The sequence below is a fragment of the Amycolatopsis samaneae genome (assembly GCF_039541975.1).
GTDB lineage: Bacteria > Actinomycetota > Actinomycetes > Mycobacteriales > Pseudonocardiaceae > Amycolatopsis > Amycolatopsis samaneae.
Genome location: NZ_BAABHG010000015.1, coordinates 174,478 through 189,408 on the forward strand (window position 1 = coordinate 174,478; position 14,931 = coordinate 189,408).

The 14,931-nt window shown below is 70.9% G+C and carries 17 protein-coding genes; all 17 read left to right on the forward strand.

Features of this window, described 5'->3' with window-relative positions:
- The first annotated feature begins 53 nt into the window (after window positions 1–53).
- The 17 genes from ABD987_RS34135 (at window position 54) to ABD987_RS34215 (ending at window position 14,916) form a co-directional block, all read left to right on the forward strand.
- Entirely contained in the window at window positions 54–1,322 is a 1,269-nt protein-coding gene (locus tag ABD987_RS34135; protein WP_345403767.1) for a sensor histidine kinase, read from the forward strand.
- Window positions 1,310–1,957 carry a response regulator gene (locus ABD987_RS34140; protein ID WP_345403770.1) on the forward strand — a complete coding sequence of 216 codons (648 nt, stop codon included), beginning with the start codon at window positions 1,310–1,312 and terminating at the stop codon, window positions 1,955–1,957. The genes ABD987_RS34135 and ABD987_RS34140 overlap by 13 nt, the downstream gene beginning before the upstream one ends.
- The gene (locus ABD987_RS34145) at window positions 1,954–2,736 is read left to right on the forward strand and encodes a DUF4097 family beta strand repeat-containing protein (RefSeq protein ID WP_345403773.1); all 783 of its coding nucleotides are present in this window, start codon (window positions 1,954–1,956) and stop codon (window positions 2,734–2,736) included. Before ABD987_RS34140 ends, ABD987_RS34145 begins: the two co-directional genes overlap by 4 nt.
- An 86-nt stretch (window positions 2,737–2,822) precedes the next feature.
- Complete coding sequence (locus tag ABD987_RS34150) at window positions 2,823–3,095, forward strand: acyl carrier protein (protein WP_345403776.1); 273 nt, start codon at window positions 2,823–2,825, stop codon at window positions 3,093–3,095.
- A 10-nt stretch (window positions 3,096–3,105) separates the two neighbouring features.
- Complete coding sequence (locus ABD987_RS34155) at window positions 3,106–4,359, forward strand: beta-ketoacyl-[acyl-carrier-protein] synthase family protein (RefSeq protein WP_345403779.1); 1,254 nt, start codon at window positions 3,106–3,108, stop codon at window positions 4,357–4,359.
- Window positions 4,356–5,495 carry a beta-ketoacyl synthase N-terminal-like domain-containing protein gene (locus tag ABD987_RS34160; RefSeq protein ID WP_345403782.1) on the forward strand — a complete coding sequence of 380 codons (1,140 nt, stop codon included), beginning with the start codon at window positions 4,356–4,358 and terminating at the stop codon, window positions 5,493–5,495. Before ABD987_RS34155 ends, ABD987_RS34160 begins: the two co-directional genes overlap by 4 nt.
- Window positions 5,496–6,416: a beta-ketoacyl synthase N-terminal-like domain-containing protein gene (locus ABD987_RS34165; RefSeq protein ID WP_345403785.1), complete on the forward strand. Its 921-nt coding sequence runs from the start codon at window positions 5,496–5,498 to the stop codon at window positions 6,414–6,416.
- A gap of 1 nt (window position 6,417) precedes the next feature.
- Window positions 6,418–7,326, forward strand: a complete 909-nt coding sequence (locus ABD987_RS34170) for a hypothetical protein (RefSeq protein WP_345403787.1) — start codon at window positions 6,418–6,420, stop codon at window positions 7,324–7,326.
- Window positions 7,323–8,438: a beta-ketoacyl-[acyl-carrier-protein] synthase family protein gene (locus tag ABD987_RS34175; protein ID WP_345403790.1), complete on the forward strand. Its 1,116-nt coding sequence runs from the start codon at window positions 7,323–7,325 to the stop codon at window positions 8,436–8,438. Before ABD987_RS34170 ends, ABD987_RS34175 begins: the two co-directional genes overlap by 4 nt.
- Window positions 8,435–9,406: a hypothetical protein gene (locus ABD987_RS34180; RefSeq protein WP_345403793.1), complete on the forward strand. Its 972-nt coding sequence runs from the start codon at window positions 8,435–8,437 to the stop codon at window positions 9,404–9,406. The genes ABD987_RS34175 and ABD987_RS34180 overlap by 4 nt, the downstream gene beginning before the upstream one ends.
- Window positions 9,403–10,236: an SDR family oxidoreductase gene (locus tag ABD987_RS34185; protein WP_345403796.1), complete on the forward strand. Its 834-nt coding sequence runs from the start codon at window positions 9,403–9,405 to the stop codon at window positions 10,234–10,236. The genes ABD987_RS34180 and ABD987_RS34185 overlap by 4 nt, the downstream gene beginning before the upstream one ends.
- Window positions 10,233–11,315 (forward strand): beta-ketoacyl synthase N-terminal-like domain-containing protein, encoded by a 1,083-nt coding sequence (locus ABD987_RS34190; protein WP_345403799.1) that lies wholly within the window; start codon window positions 10,233–10,235, stop codon window positions 11,313–11,315. The genes ABD987_RS34185 and ABD987_RS34190 overlap by 4 nt, the downstream gene beginning before the upstream one ends.
- Window positions 11,312–11,575 (forward strand): acyl carrier protein, encoded by a 264-nt coding sequence (locus ABD987_RS34195; RefSeq protein ID WP_345403802.1) that lies wholly within the window; start codon window positions 11,312–11,314, stop codon window positions 11,573–11,575. The genes ABD987_RS34190 and ABD987_RS34195 overlap by 4 nt, the downstream gene beginning before the upstream one ends.
- Window positions 11,572–11,928: a 3-hydroxyacyl-ACP dehydratase FabZ family protein gene (locus tag ABD987_RS34200; RefSeq protein ID WP_345403805.1), complete on the forward strand. Its 357-nt coding sequence runs from the start codon at window positions 11,572–11,574 to the stop codon at window positions 11,926–11,928. Before ABD987_RS34195 ends, ABD987_RS34200 begins: the two co-directional genes overlap by 4 nt.
- A complete protein-coding gene (locus ABD987_RS34205) occupies window positions 11,925–12,383 on the forward strand; it encodes a 3-hydroxyacyl-ACP dehydratase FabZ family protein (protein ID WP_345403808.1) in 459 nt (152 codons plus the stop codon). Before ABD987_RS34200 ends, ABD987_RS34205 begins: the two co-directional genes overlap by 4 nt.
- 76 nt (window positions 12,384–12,459) lie before the next feature.
- The gene (locus tag ABD987_RS34210; RefSeq protein ID WP_345403811.1) at window positions 12,460–14,067 is read left to right on the forward strand and encodes a tryptophan halogenase family protein; all 1,608 of its coding nucleotides are present in this window, start codon (window positions 12,460–12,462) and stop codon (window positions 14,065–14,067) included.
- Between the two features lie 75 nt (window positions 14,068–14,142).
- Window positions 14,143–14,916, forward strand: a complete 774-nt coding sequence (locus ABD987_RS34215) for a hypothetical protein (RefSeq protein WP_345403814.1) — start codon at window positions 14,143–14,145, stop codon at window positions 14,914–14,916.
- The last annotated feature ends 15 nt before the right edge of the window (window positions 14,917–14,931 follow it).

Here is a 14,931-nt window from a genome sequence, read left to right on the forward strand (position 1 = left end):
GCGGGCATCCGGTTCAGTTGTGCGCGACCGGGCAGGCTCTCTACGGTGATCGGGTGGCATCGAAGGGGGCGAGCGGGTACCCGGCCGCGCTCGGCGCGCCCTGGGCGGGGCGGTCGTGGCGGGCAACCATGCACGTGCTCGTCGGCTTTCCATTGGGCCTCGCCGGTTTCGTCGTGTCCATCGGCCTCGCCGCGTTGAGCGTGGGGCTCGCGGTCACCGCGGTGCTCGGAATTTTCGCCGGGCTCGGCTGGCTTTCCTGTGTACAGGGACTGGCCGCCGTCCAGCGGGCCCGGTTCGCGGGGCTGCTCGGGGTGCGGATCGGCGTGCCGGCCGGAGTGCCGGGGCCGTGGGGATGGCGGCGGCTGGTGACGGCGTTGCGGTCGGCCGTCGTCTGGCGCCAGTTCTGCTACCACGTGCTTGCGTTTCCGTTGGGAGTGCTGGGCTTCGGTGTGGTGACGGCGACGTGGTCCGCGGGGTTCACGCTGACGACGATCTTCGCGCACGCGTGGTGGCTGCCCGAGGTCAACGTCTACGGCTGGGATCTGCGTTCGCCGGCGTCGTTGCTGGTGTTCACACTGATCGGCTTGGCGCTGCTCTACGTGGCGCCGTGGCCGGCGCGGGCACTCGCCGCGCTCGACGCCACGCTGGCCGGTGCGCTGCTCGGCCCGAGCCGTAGTGACGCGCTGGCTAGCAGGCTGCGGCACGTGCTGTCCAGCAGGGCGCAGGTGGTCGACGCCGCGGATGTCGAGCGGCGCCGCATCGAGCGGGACCTGCACGACGGTGCCCAGCAACGGCTGACCTCGTTGGCGATGAAGCTGGGCATCGCCCGTAGCACGCTGACGGATCTGCCGGTACCCGCCACTGAGCTGTTGGCCGAGGTGCACGACGAGGCCAAGCAGGCGCTGGCCGAGTTGCGTGATTTCGTGCGTGGCCTGCATCCCGCGGTGCTCAACGATCGCGGTCTCGACGCCGCGCTGTCCGGTATCGCGGCGCGGATGCCGATTCCGGTCCGGCTGCGGGTGGAGATCGCCGAACGTCCTTCGCCCACCGTCGAGGCGGTCGCCTACTTCGTGGTTTCGGAGGCGCTCACCAACGTCGCCAAGCACGCGGAGGCGTCCTCCGCGCGGGTCGAGGTGAACCGAGAGGGGGACCGGCTACGCCTCGTCATCGAAGACGATGGTCGTGGTGGCGCCGATCCGGGGGCGGGCAGCGGATTGCGCGGGCTGACCCGGCGAGTGGAGTCCGTCGATGGGATGTTGCGAATGGACAGTCCGCGTGGCGGGCCGACGCGGCTGAGTGTGGAGCTACCGTGCGAATCGTGATCGCCGAGGATTCCGTGCTGCTCAGGGAGGGGCTGATCCGGCTTCTCACCATGGCCGGGCTGGAGGTGGTCGACACCTGCGGTGACGCGGAGGCGTTGTTGCGCTCGGTGGAGGAGCATCAGCCCGACCTCGCCATCGTCGACGTGCGGATGCCGCCGGGGCAGTCCGAGGAAGGCCTGCGCGCGGCATTGGTGATCCGGCGTGAATGGCCGTCCGTGGCGGTGCTCGTGCTCTCGCAGTACGTCGAGGAGCGTTATGCGACCGAACTGCTTTCCGGGGTGACCAGCAAGGTCGGCTATCTGCTGAAGGATCGCGTCGCCGACGTCGCGGAGTTCGTGGCGGCACTGCGCCGGGTCGCCGACGGCGGGACCGCGCTCGATCCCGAGGTCGTCGCGCAGTTGCTGGTGCGCCGGGACAACGACCCGCTCGGTCGGCTGACCGCGCGTGAGCGGGAGGTGCTCGCGCTGATGGCCGAAGGCCGCTCCAACACCGGTGTCGCGGCGGCGCTCGTGATCAGCGAGAGCGCGGTGGCCAAGCACATCAACAGCATCTTCACCAAGTTGGGGCTCGGGATGATCGATACCGACCATCGCCGGGTGCTGGCGGTCCTGCGGTTCCTGGAGTCGGGGACGTGAGCCGGGGCTGGCTCGTGGCGGGCGTGTTGTGGACGGCGCTCGTGCTGCTCGCCGGGGCCGCCGGGGGATGGCTGTGGCTGGCGTCGCCCGAGCTGCACGAAGAGAGCACGCACCTGGCCTTCCCCCCGGCCGCGCGGATCCAGCTCGACGTCGACCGTGGCCAGGTCCAGCTGATCGCGTCGGACACTCGCGAGGTGTCGGTCGACCGGCGGCTGGAATGGACCGATGGGAAGCCGTCGGTGCGGGAAAGCGGTGCGGCGGGCACGGTGCGGCTGAGCGCGCACTGCCCCGGCGAGCCGACCTGGCGCGCGGCCTTCACGACCGAGTGCGCGGCCCGCTACACGGTACGCGTGCCGAGGGAAATGGCGATCGAGGTGACGACGTCGCTGGCCGACGTGCAGATCCGGGGTACCGTGGCCGCCGTCACGGTCAGCACCACGACCGGGAATGTGACCTTGACGAACGCGCGGGGCTCGCTCACCGCGCACACCCGCACCGGCAGGATCACCGGGGAGGACCTGGCCGCGTCCACGGCCGAGGCGGTCACCGGTACCGGTGCGATCGATCTGTCCTTCGGCCTGCCGCCGGAGCGGGTTGCCGCCAGGACGGGATCGGGGGATGTGCGCGTTGCCGTGCCGCCGGGGGATCGCTACCGGCTGCTTCGCGGCGTGACCTCGGGCAGGCAGACCGTGGGGGTCGGCCAGGACCTCGCCGCGAGCCGCGGGATCGCGGCCGAAAGCGCGACCGGTGACATCCTGCTGGAATACACCGCCCCGTGAACCGTATAGCTGAAATATAGCCTCGCGCCGCACTCTTCCGTCGCCGGCGATGAACGCGCCGCGTTCCGCAGCGTACGGGAGGCGAAATGGCCCGCTCGACGAATTCGACCTCGAAACTGGGTGCCGAACAGCGTCACACGATCAAGGAACTCGTTTGTGACATTCTCGAACTGGAGCCCGATGAGGTCACTTCGACGAGTCTGTTCAAAGAGGACCACGACGCCGATTCGCTGAGCGCCATCGAAATCCTTTCCGTGCTGGAGCGGACTTTTCACCTCACCATCGACCAGGCCGAGATGAGCCGCATGGTGAATCTGGACGGCGTCTGTGCCGTGGTCGAAGAAGCCGCGGCGAACTAGGCGGCGGGTGATGGCGGGCAGTACGCGAGCCGGTGCCGCGGCCCGGCGGGTGGTGATCACCGGGCTCGGGGTGATCAGCAGTATCGGCACGGGCGTCGCCGACTTCCGCGACGGGCTGCGGCTCGGCCGCAGCGGGGTCGGGCCGATCACCGCGTTCGACACCACGGGGTTCGCGCACGGCAACGCCTGCGAGGTCACCGGCTTCCGGCCGGGAAGATGGATCGAGACGCTCGACGTCGACTCACTCGGGCGGGCCAGCCAGTTCGCCGTCGCGGCCGCGCGGATGGCCGTGACCGACGCGAGGCTCCCGGTGTCGCGGCTACGGGAGCGCCGGGCGCTGGTCTCGGTCGGTACCACCGATGGGGAATCGCGTGATCTGGACGGGTTGGTCGAGGTGGCGCTGTCGGACGGGCCGGAGCGGTTCGACCCGGTGGTGACGCGGCGCGTCCCCGCCGGGCGGCTCTCCTCGTCGATTGCCGCCGAACTGGAGCTGACCGACGTCGAGGCGGTCAGCATCCCGACCGCATGCGCGGCGGGGAACTACGCCGTGGGTTACGGATTCGACGCGCTACGCCAGGGCGATGTGGAGGTCGCACTGTGTGGCGGCGCGGATGCGTTGTGCCGCAAGACATTCACCGGTTTCTACCGGCTCGGCACGATCGCTCCCGAGGTCTGCCAGCCTTTCGACGCCGACCGGAAGGGCATTCTCACCGGTGAGGGCGCGGGCATCCTGCTGATGGAGACCATCGACTCGGCGCTCGCGCGCGGTGCCCGGATCTACGCCGAAGTGCTCGGCTACGGGCTGAACTGCGACGCCTTCCATGCCGTCGCCCCGGATGAGGACAGTATCGCGCGCTGTATCAGGATCGCGCACCGCAACGCCGGGGTCTCCCCGGCGGAGGTGGACCTGATCTCCGCCCACGGCACCGGCACCCGTGCCAATGACGTCACCGAGGCGGGCGCCATCCACCAGGTCTTCGGCAGGGAGGCGCCGCGCACGGTCTCGATCAAATCGATGATCGGGCACGCGATGGGCGCGGCGAGCGCGCTCGCGTCGGCGGCGTGCGCGCTGGCCATCGCGGAGGAGTTCATCCCGCCCACGATCAACCACGTGACCCCGGACCCCGAATGCGCGCTGGACTGCGTCCCGAACCAGGCGCGGCGGGCGCGGCTGCGGGTGGTGCAGAACAACGCGCTGGCCTTCGGCGGGAACAACGCCGTGGTGATGCTGGGCCGGGCCAGGGAGCAGGCGGGCGCGTCATGAGCACGGTCGTCACCGGGATGGGCGCGGTGTCCAGCATCGGCGGGAACGTCCGCGAGCTGTTCGACGCGGTGTGCGCCGGCCGGAGCGGGCTGGCCGAATTGCGCGCGTTCGACCGGAGCAGGTACCGCGCCCAGCACGCCTACGAGATCGACGACCGCCCGCCGGGTGGTGGCGACATCCCGCTGCGTGCGACCCGCTGGCTGCTTCGCGCGGTGGCGGAAGCCGCGGCCAGTGCCGGGCTCGGCACCGATCTGCGCGGGATTCCGGTGCTCGTCGGCACGACGTTGCGGGAACTGCGCTCGGTCGAACTCGGCTGGCGTGACGCCACGCCGTTCGACGTCGAGGACCTGCACTTCGGCACGGCGTTGCACCGCGCGTTCGGCGCGGAACGCACCTTCACCGTGGCCAACGCGTGCTCGGCCTCGCTCTACGCCCTGGGTATGGGATGCGATCTGGTCGATCTCGGGGAGGCCGAGACCGTGATCGTCGCCGGTGTCGATTCGCTCACCGAAAGCACCTACGGCCTGCTCGACCGGTGTTACCAGGAACCGCCCGACCAGGTCCGGCCGTTCGACCGGGCACGTCGCGGCATGCTGCAGGGTGACGGTGCGGTCGCTGTCGTGCTCGGCAAGGAGGGCACGGACGGCCCCGTGCCGGAGGCCCGCGTTCGCGGGGTCGCGCTGAACTGCGACGCGACCCATCCGTCTGCCCCGGACGCGGCGAGCATCGAGCGGGTGATCAGGCAGGCGCACGACCGGGCCGGGGTGGGTCCCGGCGACGTCGATCTCGTGCTGCTGCACGGGACCGGTACACCGCTCAACGACGAGGCCGAGGCGGCCGCCGTGTCGGCGGTGTTCGGCGGGGCGGGCACGAGCCCGCACCTGACCGCGATCAAGGCGGCCACCGGACACACCGCGGGCGCCTCCGGACTGCACAGCCTGGTGATCGCGGTGCGTGCGATGCGCGCAGGGCTGGTACCGCCGACGGTCGGTCTCGATGACCCGATCGACGCGGTCGCGAGCTGGCGGCTGGCAAGGGGAAGCGCCGTTCCTGCACCGCTGCTGCGCCTGGCCCAGGTCGATTCCTTCGGTTTCGGCGGGCTCAACGCCGTGGCCGTGCTGGAACGGGTGACGTAGATGGCCGGTACCGACACAGTGGTCACCGGGCTGGGTATCGCAATGTCCGGTGTGGACAGTCCGGCTGCCTTGTTGTGCCCGGCGGAGGTGACCGCCGATGACCCGGCGGCCCGGCTGACCGGGCGGGGGCTGCGATACAAGGACCGGGCGACCCGGCTGGCACTGGGGGCCGCGGCGGACGCGCTGACTGCGGCCGGACTGCTCGGCCCGGCTGCGACCGCCGGCGACGGTGAGCGGGGTGCGGTGGTCGTCAGCTCGAATCTGGGCAACGTGGATACCGTGTGCGAGACCGTGGACCTGATCGCCGCGCGCACCTCGGCCGCGACCAGCCCGATGAGCCTGCCGTCGGCGGCAAGCAACGTGATCGCCTCCTGGCTCGCTATCCGGTTCGGGCTGACCGGGCCGGGGCTGACCCTGTGCAACGGGCCCACGTCCGGGCTCGACGCGGTGCACTGGGCCCGGCTGCTGATCGCCGCCGGGCGAGCGGGCCGGGTGCTGGTGGTCGGTGTGGAACCGGACACCCCGGCCGGACGTCGGCTCGTTTCGGCGGTGCCCTTCGACGGCGCGGCCGCGCTGGTCCTCGAATCGTCGGCGCTCTCCGCAGCGCGCGGCGCGGCGGGATCGGCGGTGGTGGGCGGCTACTGCCGCGCGGCGACGCCGGCGGAGGCCGTGGCCGAGGTCGGCGGATCGGGCGTCGGCCTGTGGTGTGCGGCGGAACCACCGCCCGGCGCTGCCGCCACGCTCGATCTCACCGCCCGCTTCGGCGAGTGTTCCGGCGCGCTCGGCGTCCTGCAGTGCGTCGCGGGGATCTCCTGGCTCGCTGGCGGGGGAGGCGGCGACGTGCTCGCCCTGGCCGCTGGTGGCGACGCGTCCGCCGCGCTCCGGCTCACCGCCGTTCCATCCGTTCACGATCGGAGCTGACTTGACCTCGACGACGAGTACCCCGCCGACCGCGACCACACGCGAACTCCGGCCACGGTACGAAGGCGCGAACATCGGTACCTGGATCGGTTTCAAGCACGTCAACTACCTGGTCGAAGAGGCGGTTCTGGACCATCTCGCCCGGTGTGGGTATCCCGCGGGCGCGCTGTACGAGCGCTACGGCCTGTGTGTCGAACTCGTCGACATGGACACGAAGATCCGGACGGCGCTCCACGTCGACGATGTCGTCACGGCAGTCGTCGTGCCGGAGCCGGACGCGGCGGACGAACTGGTGTTCCGCGTGCGGCTCGATGTGCGCGGGGAGACCCCGGTGAAGGCGGTGCGCGCGCGGGTGCGCGTCCGGCTGCGGCGGGATCGGCGTGCCGGTCCCGCGGAGGCGACACCTGCCGCGCTTGAGCAGTACACAGTGGACAGTTTGCGGGACGTGCCTGCCGGGTACATCCGCGCGGCGGGTGGCAACACCTTCACCTGGCGGCTGCGGATCCCCTATTTCTACTGTCATTTCACCGAACGGATCCAGCTCTCGGGCTATCTGCGGCTGCTGGAGGAGACGGTTGACCGCTTCCTTGCCGATCGTGGTGTCTCGATCCGGACGCTGCTCGACGGGCAGAACTGGATCCCGGTCGTGCCCCGCTCACGGGTGGAACTGCTGGACGAGGCGCTGCTGGAGGAGGAGCTGCACGTCGTGTTCACCGTGGACGAGGTCTTCAAGCGCCTCACCTATACGGCCACAATGGACTGTTTCGTGGTGCGGGACGGGCGCGAGGTACCGACCGCGACGGGGTCGATCACCCACGGTTACGCCCTGATCGGCACCCGGCGGGACTGGGCGGTCGTCGGGTTCGACGATCGGCTGCTCGCCGCGCTGTCCCAGACTCCGGGCCGATGACCGAGGTCGTGGTGACCGGGCTCGGCGCGGTCACCTGTCACGGCTTCGGCGTCGAAGCGCTGTGGGACGCGGTGCGGGCGGCCGGGGCGCGGTCGCCGGAGCCACCGCCCGATCCCTGCACCCCCGGATCGCTCGGAAAGATCTACCGCGCACCGGATCCGTCGCTCGACGGCACCGGCAGGGTGGCGGGATTCGCGTCGGCCGCGGCGCGGGAAGCGCTCGCCGCCGCCGGGTTCGGCGAGCTGCCCGCCGACCGTGCGGTCGCGCTGGTTCTGGGCAGCTGCATGGGCGAAACCGTGCCACAGCGGTGGGGCGAGTGCGGCGAAACGGTGAACGCCGCCGGGCTTCCGGCGGCGGTGGCCGACGCACTCGGCCTGCTGGGCGCGGTATACGGCGTGGCGACCGCGTGCGCGGCAGGAGGCTACGCGCTGGTCCTCGCCGCGGACCTGATCCGCGCTGGAGAGGCCGAGGTGGTCATCGCGGGCGGTGCGGACGGCTACTCGCGGGCGGCGCTCGGCTCCTTCAACCGGATGAACGCCCTCGATCCGTTGCGGTGCAGGCCATTCGACGCGCGACGCGCGGGAACGGTGCTCGGGGAGGGGGCCGGGATACTGGTACTGGAGTCGGCCGCGCACGCCCGTGCCCGCGGCGCTACTCCGCTGGCCGCCCTCATCGGCGCCGGGCTGAGTTGCGACGCCCACCACGTCACCTCGCCCGAGCCGGGCGGCGAGCAACAGGCACGCGCGCTGCGGACGGCGACCGAGCCGGGCCCGCCCGGTTGCGTGATCCCGCACGGGACCGGAACCCGGCTGAACGACGAGATCGAGAGCGCAGTGCTGCGTGAGGTCGTCGACGGAGCGGCGGCGTACAGCCTGAAGGCGCTGATCGGGCACACCGGTGGGGCCTCGGCCGCGCTCGCCGCGTGTGTCGCCGTCCGCATCCTGCGCACGGGGGCCGTTCCGCCCAACGTGCCGCTCGACGAGCCGGATCCCCGTTGCCCGCTCGCGTTGTCCGAGCGCTCCGTCGCCCTGCCGGACGGGGCTTCGGTGCTGGTCAACGCTTCGGCGTTCGGCGGCGGCAACGCCGCGTTCCTGCTGGCCGCGGCGCGATGACCGGGGAACCGGTGGTCACCGGCATCGGCGTGGTGGGCGCGTGGGGCGATTCTCCCGCCGGGGGGCGCGCCGCGGTCGCCCTGCCGGACACGCCTGCCGAGCCCGGCTGGTTCGACACGGCGGCCCGGCTCGGCCGCCGGGGGTTCAAGTACCTGCCGCCCGCCTGCCGCTATCTGCTCGCCGCTGGGCGGGCGGCGGTAGCCGACGCCGACGGCTTGGCGTGGGTGGCTCCGGAACGCCGGGCGGGCGCGATCGGGACGAACACCGCGGTGCGGGCGTCGCTCGCCGAGGCCGACGCGGCGGTCACGGAGGGTCGCGTCGCGGACCTCGGCCCCGCCGCGGCACCGTTCTTCGCGGTGAGCGCGGTGGGTACCCGGCTGTCCATCGAGCACGGGCTCAAGGGATTCACCCTCACCCTGACCTCGCCGGTGATCGCCGGTATCGAGGCACTGCACCTCGGCCGCCGTGCGATGACGGCGCACGGCTGCGCGGCATTGCTGGTCGCGGCGACCGAGGACGTGCCGGGCGCCCGTGCCGGACAGGGCGCCGCGGTGCTCGTGCTGGAGGACCGGGCGGGTACCGGGTGCCGCGGAGCGCCCGCCGCGTACGGATCGTGCCGTTCCCGGGTGCTGTTTCTCCCGCCGCGACTGCTCGCCATGGCCGAGGGCAGGGCGCGGGCGGTACGGCTCGTCGGTCGTGCCCTCGCGGAGCTCGACCGGGAACGGGCTTTCCCGATCCACCAGGTCGTCGACGGCTCGCCAGTGGCCGCCGTGATCGCCGAAGCCGTCGGTGACACCGCGGCGGTGACACCGCGTTCGGGTGCGCTGGCTCCCATGCTGGTGGTCGCCGGGCTGCTCGCCGGCGGCCGCCCTGGCGTGGTGGTGGCGGGGACGGGCGAGGGCACGGTCGCGCTCGTGCGGGTGTGTCCCGCCGGTGCGCCCCGGGTACGTGGGGAGGAGACCGGATGATCATCTCGTTGCGCGGCCGCTGGGCGCTGGTACTGGGTGTCTCCAGCGGAATCGGGCGGGCCACCGCGCTGGCGCTGGCCGCCGCCGGGGTCAATGTCGCGGGCGTCCACTTCGACACCAAGGCGGCGGCCGAAGGAGTGCCCGCCCTGATCGGCGAACTGCGCGGGCATGGAGTGCGGGCGGAGTTCTTCAACGTCAACGCCGCCTCTGCCGCCACCCGCGCCGAGCTGTGTCCGGTGCTCGCCGACCTGACCGGCGACGCGGGCCTGCACGTCGTCCTGCACTCGCTGGCGTTCGGTTCGCTGCTCCCGTACCTGCCGCGCTCCGGCATCGCCGGGACGATCGTCAAACGACAGCTCGACATGACCCTCGACGTGATGGCACACAGTCTCGTGTACTGGATCCAGGATCTGCGTGGCGCCGGCCTGCTGCGCGGCGGCGCCAAGGTGTTCGCCATGACCAGCGCCGGGGCGAGTCAGGCGTTGCCCGGCTACGGCGCGGTGTCGGCGGCCAAGGCGGCGCTCGAAGCGCATGTGCGCCAGCTCGCCTGCGAGCTGGCCGGGCACCGGATCGCGGTGAACGCGCTTCGTGCCGGGGTCACCCTGACACCGGCACTGCGCCGGATCCCGGGGCACGCCGAGTTCGCCGACCCCCGGACGACGGGCAACCCGGCGGGGCGGCTGACCAGGCCCGAGGACGTCGCGGAGGCGGTCGTGCTGTTGTCCGGCACAGATTCCGCCTGGCTCACCGGCAACGTCATCGGCGTGGACGGCGGCGAGCTGGTCGCCGCCGGACGGGCGTGGAACACCGGAGGGGAGCCGACGTCATGACCGCCGCCGTGCTCACGGAATGGTCCGCGCTGTCTCCGTTCGGGCTCGGCGCGGCCGCGTTCTCGGCCGGGGTGTCCCGTGGGGTGCCCGCCGTCACGGCGCTGGGGGACGGCTGGGATGGCCCGGACGGCCACGCCGGGCTGATCCCGGACTTCGACCCCCGCGTGCTGCTCGGTCGCAAGGGCACCCGCTCCATGGACCGCGTGACCGGGATCGCGGTGGTCGCCATCGACCTGCTGTTCCAGCGGCTCGGCGGCAAGGCCACCGAGTACGGCGCGGAAACCGGGCTGGTATTAGGGACCGGGTCCGGCAGCGTGCGTAGCATCATGGAGTTCACCAGGGAAGCCTTGACCGGCGACAAGCCCTACCACGTCGATCCCGCGCTGTTCCCGAACACGGTGCTGAACCGGGCGGCGGGCCAGAGTGCGATCTGGCACGGCCTCAAGGGCCCGAACACCACGATCGCCGGTGGCGCGCTGACCGGGCTGCTCGCGGTGAACTACGCGCTGCGGCTCCACCGCGGCGGCCATTGCGCCGCTGTGCTGTGTGGTGCCGTCGAGGAGTACTCGACGGAGCGTGCCTGGCTGGAACGTACTCACGGAAACGGGAAGCGGCGGCTCGGCGAGGGGGGCGCCGTCTTCCTGATCGAATCCGCCGAGCTGGCGCGTGCGTCCGGCCGGGTGCCGCTCGCGTCCGTGCCAGCGCTGGCGTTCGCCGCCTTCCCCGACGTCTTGGGCGCCCGCGCCGCGCTGCGCGGTTGCGTCGAAAAGGTCCTTCGCCGCGCGGGAATCGGCCGCGCGGAGGTGGCGCTCGTCCTGCCCTCGGAAGCGGAGGGGGCCATGGCCGAGGTCGAAGAGCTGGCGATCGGCGACGTCGTGGGTGCGGCGCCGCCGAGGCTGGGCTGCAAGGCACTGATCGGCGACACCTCGGCCGCGGCAGCCGCGTTCCAGCTCGCCGCGGCGGTCGCCATCGCGCGCGGCGGGGACTTCGCGCTCTTGACCGCGTTGGACCGGGACGGCACCGCCGGTGCCGCGATCATCCACAAAGGACATACAGGGGAAGGGGGACCGAGTCGATGACAGAGAACCTCGCCATGCCGCTCGACCTGGAGGAGTTGCGCGCGTTCGTCGCCGACGTCATCGACGTCGACCTCGCCGAGGTCGGCGACGACACCAGGTTCGTCGAAGAGTTGGAGGTGGACTCGCTGCTGGTCATGGAAATCAGCGTCCAGCTCGAGAAGCGTTACGGGATCGAGCTTTCCGACAGGGAGCTGACCTCGCTCACCACACTGCGCGCCACGCACGCCCTGCTCACGGTCAAGCTGAGGGCGCGCGGATGACCGGCACTGTCGTGGTCACCGGCGTCGGCGCGGACACCGCGATCGGGACGGTGACCATCGGTGCGGACGAGGCCGTGTTCACCGGGCACTACCCCGGATTCCCCGTACTGCCCGGGGTTTGCCTGATCGAGGTGGTGCGGAGTGTACTGCTGACCTGGCTCGGTGAGGTGGGCCCGCTCGCCGGGCTGGACCGGTCCCGGTTCCACCGGCCGGTGCGGCCGGACGAGGAGATCACCGCCGCGGTTTCGCTGGTGCGTGGCGACAACGGCCTGGCGTGTACCGCGACGGTGGCGGTGGCCGGGGAAAAGGCCGCGGACCTTCGGCTGCGCTTCCGGAGCGGAGGCGCGGCGTGATCGGTACCGACCGGATCGTGCGGATCATCCCGCACCGCGCGCCGGTGCTGCTGCTCGACGAAGTGACCGAGGTGGTGCCGGGAGAACGGTTGACCGCGCGACGGCTGCTGAGCCGGAACGACCGGGACCTGTTGTGTGTCGCCGGGCCGGTCCGCGACGGACCCGTTGTGCCCGGCACGGTCGTGCTGGAGTCGTGGGCGCAGGCGGGCGCGCTGCTCGCGTGCTGGGACCGACCGCACCCGGCCCTCGCCGCCGCGGTCGTGGTACTCGCAAGCCGGATCGACCGAGTGCGTTTCGGCGGTCCGGTCCGGCTGGGCAGTGTGCTCGTGCACCGGGTCCGGATGGTTCGCGCGGCGGGCGATGCCGCCATCCTCGAAGGCGAGACGGTGGTCGCGGGAACCACGGTGCTCGAGGTCGGCAAGTTCGTGCTCGCCCGCAGGCCACCGCCGGTATAGCTCCGTGATAGCGCACCCGAATAGCTTCGGCGCCGGTGGGAAGAGACTCAGCTCATGGCCGAATGGAGCCGATCGCGTGGACAACCGCGTTGCCAATGTGGTCATTCTCGGTGGGGGTACCGCAGGCTGGATGGCCGCGGCCTATCTCGGTAAGGCGTTGGGGCGAACGGTCCGGGTGTGGGTGCTGGAATCGCCGTCGGTTCCCCGGATCGGCGTCGGTGAGGCCAGCATCCCGAATCTGCAGAGCGCCTTCTTCGACTTCCTCGGTATCGAAGAGGACCGCTGGATGCGTGAGTGCAACGCGGCCTTCAAAACCGGGATCAAGTTCGTCAACTGGCGGACGCCGGGTGCCGGGGAACCGGGACCGCGGCCGATGGGCGCGGGGACCGACCACTACTATCACACCTTCGGCCTGCTGCCGGAGTCACACGGGCTGCCCCTTTCGCAGTACTGGTTCGCGCGCAAGTACACGGGTGAAACCGACGTCCCGTTCGACTACGCCTGCCTGGCCGAGCCGCCGATCATGGACGCGAAGAAGGCACCGCGTTTCGCCGACGGGCGCCCGGCCACCCGGTACGCCTGGCATTTCGACGCGGCGCACGTCGCCGACTTCCTCCGGCGGTTCGCCACGGCCGAACTCGATGTCGAGCACATCGAGGACCACATGGTCGAGGTTCTCCGCGACGCCCGCGGGTACGTCACGGCGTTGCGGACGGAGTCCGGCCGCCTTGTCGAAGGCGATCTGTTCGTGGACTGCTCCGGCTTCCGCGGGCTGCTGATCAACGAGGCGATGGAGGAACCGTTCGTGCATATGAACGACCATCTGCTCTGCGACAGCGCGGTCGCCACGGCCGTGCCGCACGACGACGAGGCCGACGGGATCGAGCCCTACACCTCGGCCATCGCGATGAAATCCGGTTGGACGTGGAAGATCCCCATGCTCGGCCGGTTTGGCAGTGGGTATGTGTACTCGAGCCGGTTCGCCGACCAGGACGAGGCGATCCGGGACTTCTGCGCGTTGTGGGACCTCGATCCCGAGACTACGCCGCTGAGCCGGATCCGGTTTCGGGTCGGCCGTAACCGGCGGGCGTGGGTGAAGAACGTGGTGAGCATCGGGCTCGCGTCCTGCTTTCTCGAGCCCTTGGAGTCGACCGGGATCTACTTCGCATACGCCGGCGTGTACCAGCTGGTGAAGTTCTTCCCCGACAAGGGATTCGCCCCCGGTCTGCGTGACGGTTTCAACGCCGAGATCGAGGCGATGTTCGACGACATGCGGGATTTCGTGCAGGCTCATTTCTGTTTCGCGCCGCGTCGCGATACCCCGTTCTGGCGGGCCAACGCCGAACTGCGGCTGTCGGACTCCATCAGGGAGAAGATCGCGTTGTACGAGGCCGGGATCGCGATCAACCCGCCGGTGACCGACGAGTCGACGTACTACGCGAACATCGAGGCGGAGTTCCGCAACTTCTGGACCAACGGCAGCTACTACTGCGTGCTGGCCGGGCTCGGGCACCTGCCCACCCGCCCGCTGCCGCTGGTCGCGCACCGGCAGCAGGGGATCGAACGCGCCGGGGAACTGTTCGCCGACATCCGGCGGCGCCAAGCCGAACTGCTCGACACCCTCCCATCGAACTACGAGTACCTGCGCTCGTTGCACCGTGCCGGGGAGCCGGTCGCACCGTAGCGCCGGAAGGCCCGGAATCCGGCACCGGCCCACCGGTGCACAACCATGAGATAGGGAGTTCGGACAGTGGAAGACATGAACAGGCGACGAGTGCTCCTGTCCTCGCTCGGCGCGCTGACCGCGGTAGGGCTCGGAGCGGGTCTTGCGGGCACCCCGGCAGTGGCGGCACCGGTGGCATCGGATGACTGCTCGCCGTTCCCGCCGGTCCCGGGGATGACCGGGGACCGCAGGGCCAACGAGTTCTGGTACCAGTACGACGAAAAGTTCCAGTATCACCCGAAGCCGGAGATCATCGCGGCGTTCGGCACGTGCCTCCAGTTGTTCGGCTCGTTCGCCAAGTTCATCGACGCGTGGCGGGCATCGCGCAAGTCGCGCGACTACCCGCAGGACTTCGTCGCGCTCGCCGCGCAGGGCAAGGAACCCCTCGCCGTCATCTCGCGTGCGCAGCTCGACCACATCGATGAGTACTACGGGCACAACCGGCGCGGGCTGGTCTCCGCGTTCGCGGACATCGGCCAGGGCTGCCTCTACGATCCGCGGCGCGGTCCCGGGGAGCGGGCGCACATGATGGGCACCGGAAACCCGACATCGGCCTGGCACCAGTGGCACGTGATCACCCGGTCGATGATGTTCCTCGGCATCGACACGGACCGGTGGACCGGCCTCCTCTCGCTCATCGGCTACGGCTGGGCCGTGCAGACCATCGCCGACCCGAAGGTCGATGCGCACAACCCGCGGCTTCCCGACGAAACACTGAGCCGCCTCGCGCGGGTGTGGCTGTCGAAGACTCCTGCCGATCTGGACACCGACTTCGATTCGTATCCCTACCCGCCCGGCCATGGCTCCTGACCGGCGTGGTTGCGG

Excerpts from the sequence above, each read along its gene's own strand:
- ABD987_RS34150 (WP_345403776.1), top strand. The coding sequence starts at position 2,823 with ATGGCCCGCTCGACGAATTCGACCTCGAAACTGGGTGCCGAACAGCGT.
- ABD987_RS34155 (WP_345403779.1), top strand. The coding sequence starts at position 3,106 with ATGGCGGGCAGTACGCGAGCCGGTGCCGCGGCCCGGCGGGTGGTGATC.
- ABD987_RS34160 (WP_345403782.1), top strand. The coding sequence starts at position 4,356 with ATGAGCACGGTCGTCACCGGGATGGGCGCGGTGTCCAGCATCGGCGGG.
- ABD987_RS34165 (WP_345403785.1), top strand. The coding sequence starts at position 5,496 with ATGGCCGGTACCGACACAGTGGTCACCGGGCTGGGTATCGCAATGTCC.
- ABD987_RS34175 (WP_345403790.1), top strand. The coding sequence starts at position 7,323 with ATGACCGAGGTCGTGGTGACCGGGCTCGGCGCGGTCACCTGTCACGGC.
- ABD987_RS34180 (WP_345403793.1), top strand. The coding sequence starts at position 8,435 with ATGACCGGGGAACCGGTGGTCACCGGCATCGGCGTGGTGGGCGCGTGG.
- ABD987_RS34185 (WP_345403796.1), top strand. The coding sequence starts at position 9,403 with ATGATCATCTCGTTGCGCGGCCGCTGGGCGCTGGTACTGGGTGTCTCC.
- ABD987_RS34190 (WP_345403799.1), top strand. The coding sequence starts at position 10,233 with ATGACCGCCGCCGTGCTCACGGAATGGTCCGCGCTGTCTCCGTTCGGG.
- ABD987_RS34195 (WP_345403802.1), top strand. The coding sequence starts at position 11,312 with ATGACAGAGAACCTCGCCATGCCGCTCGACCTGGAGGAGTTGCGCGCG.
- ABD987_RS34200 (WP_345403805.1), top strand. The coding sequence starts at position 11,572 with ATGACCGGCACTGTCGTGGTCACCGGCGTCGGCGCGGACACCGCGATC.
- ABD987_RS34215 (WP_345403814.1), top strand. The coding sequence starts at position 14,143 with ATGAACAGGCGACGAGTGCTCCTGTCCTCGCTCGGCGCGCTGACCGCG.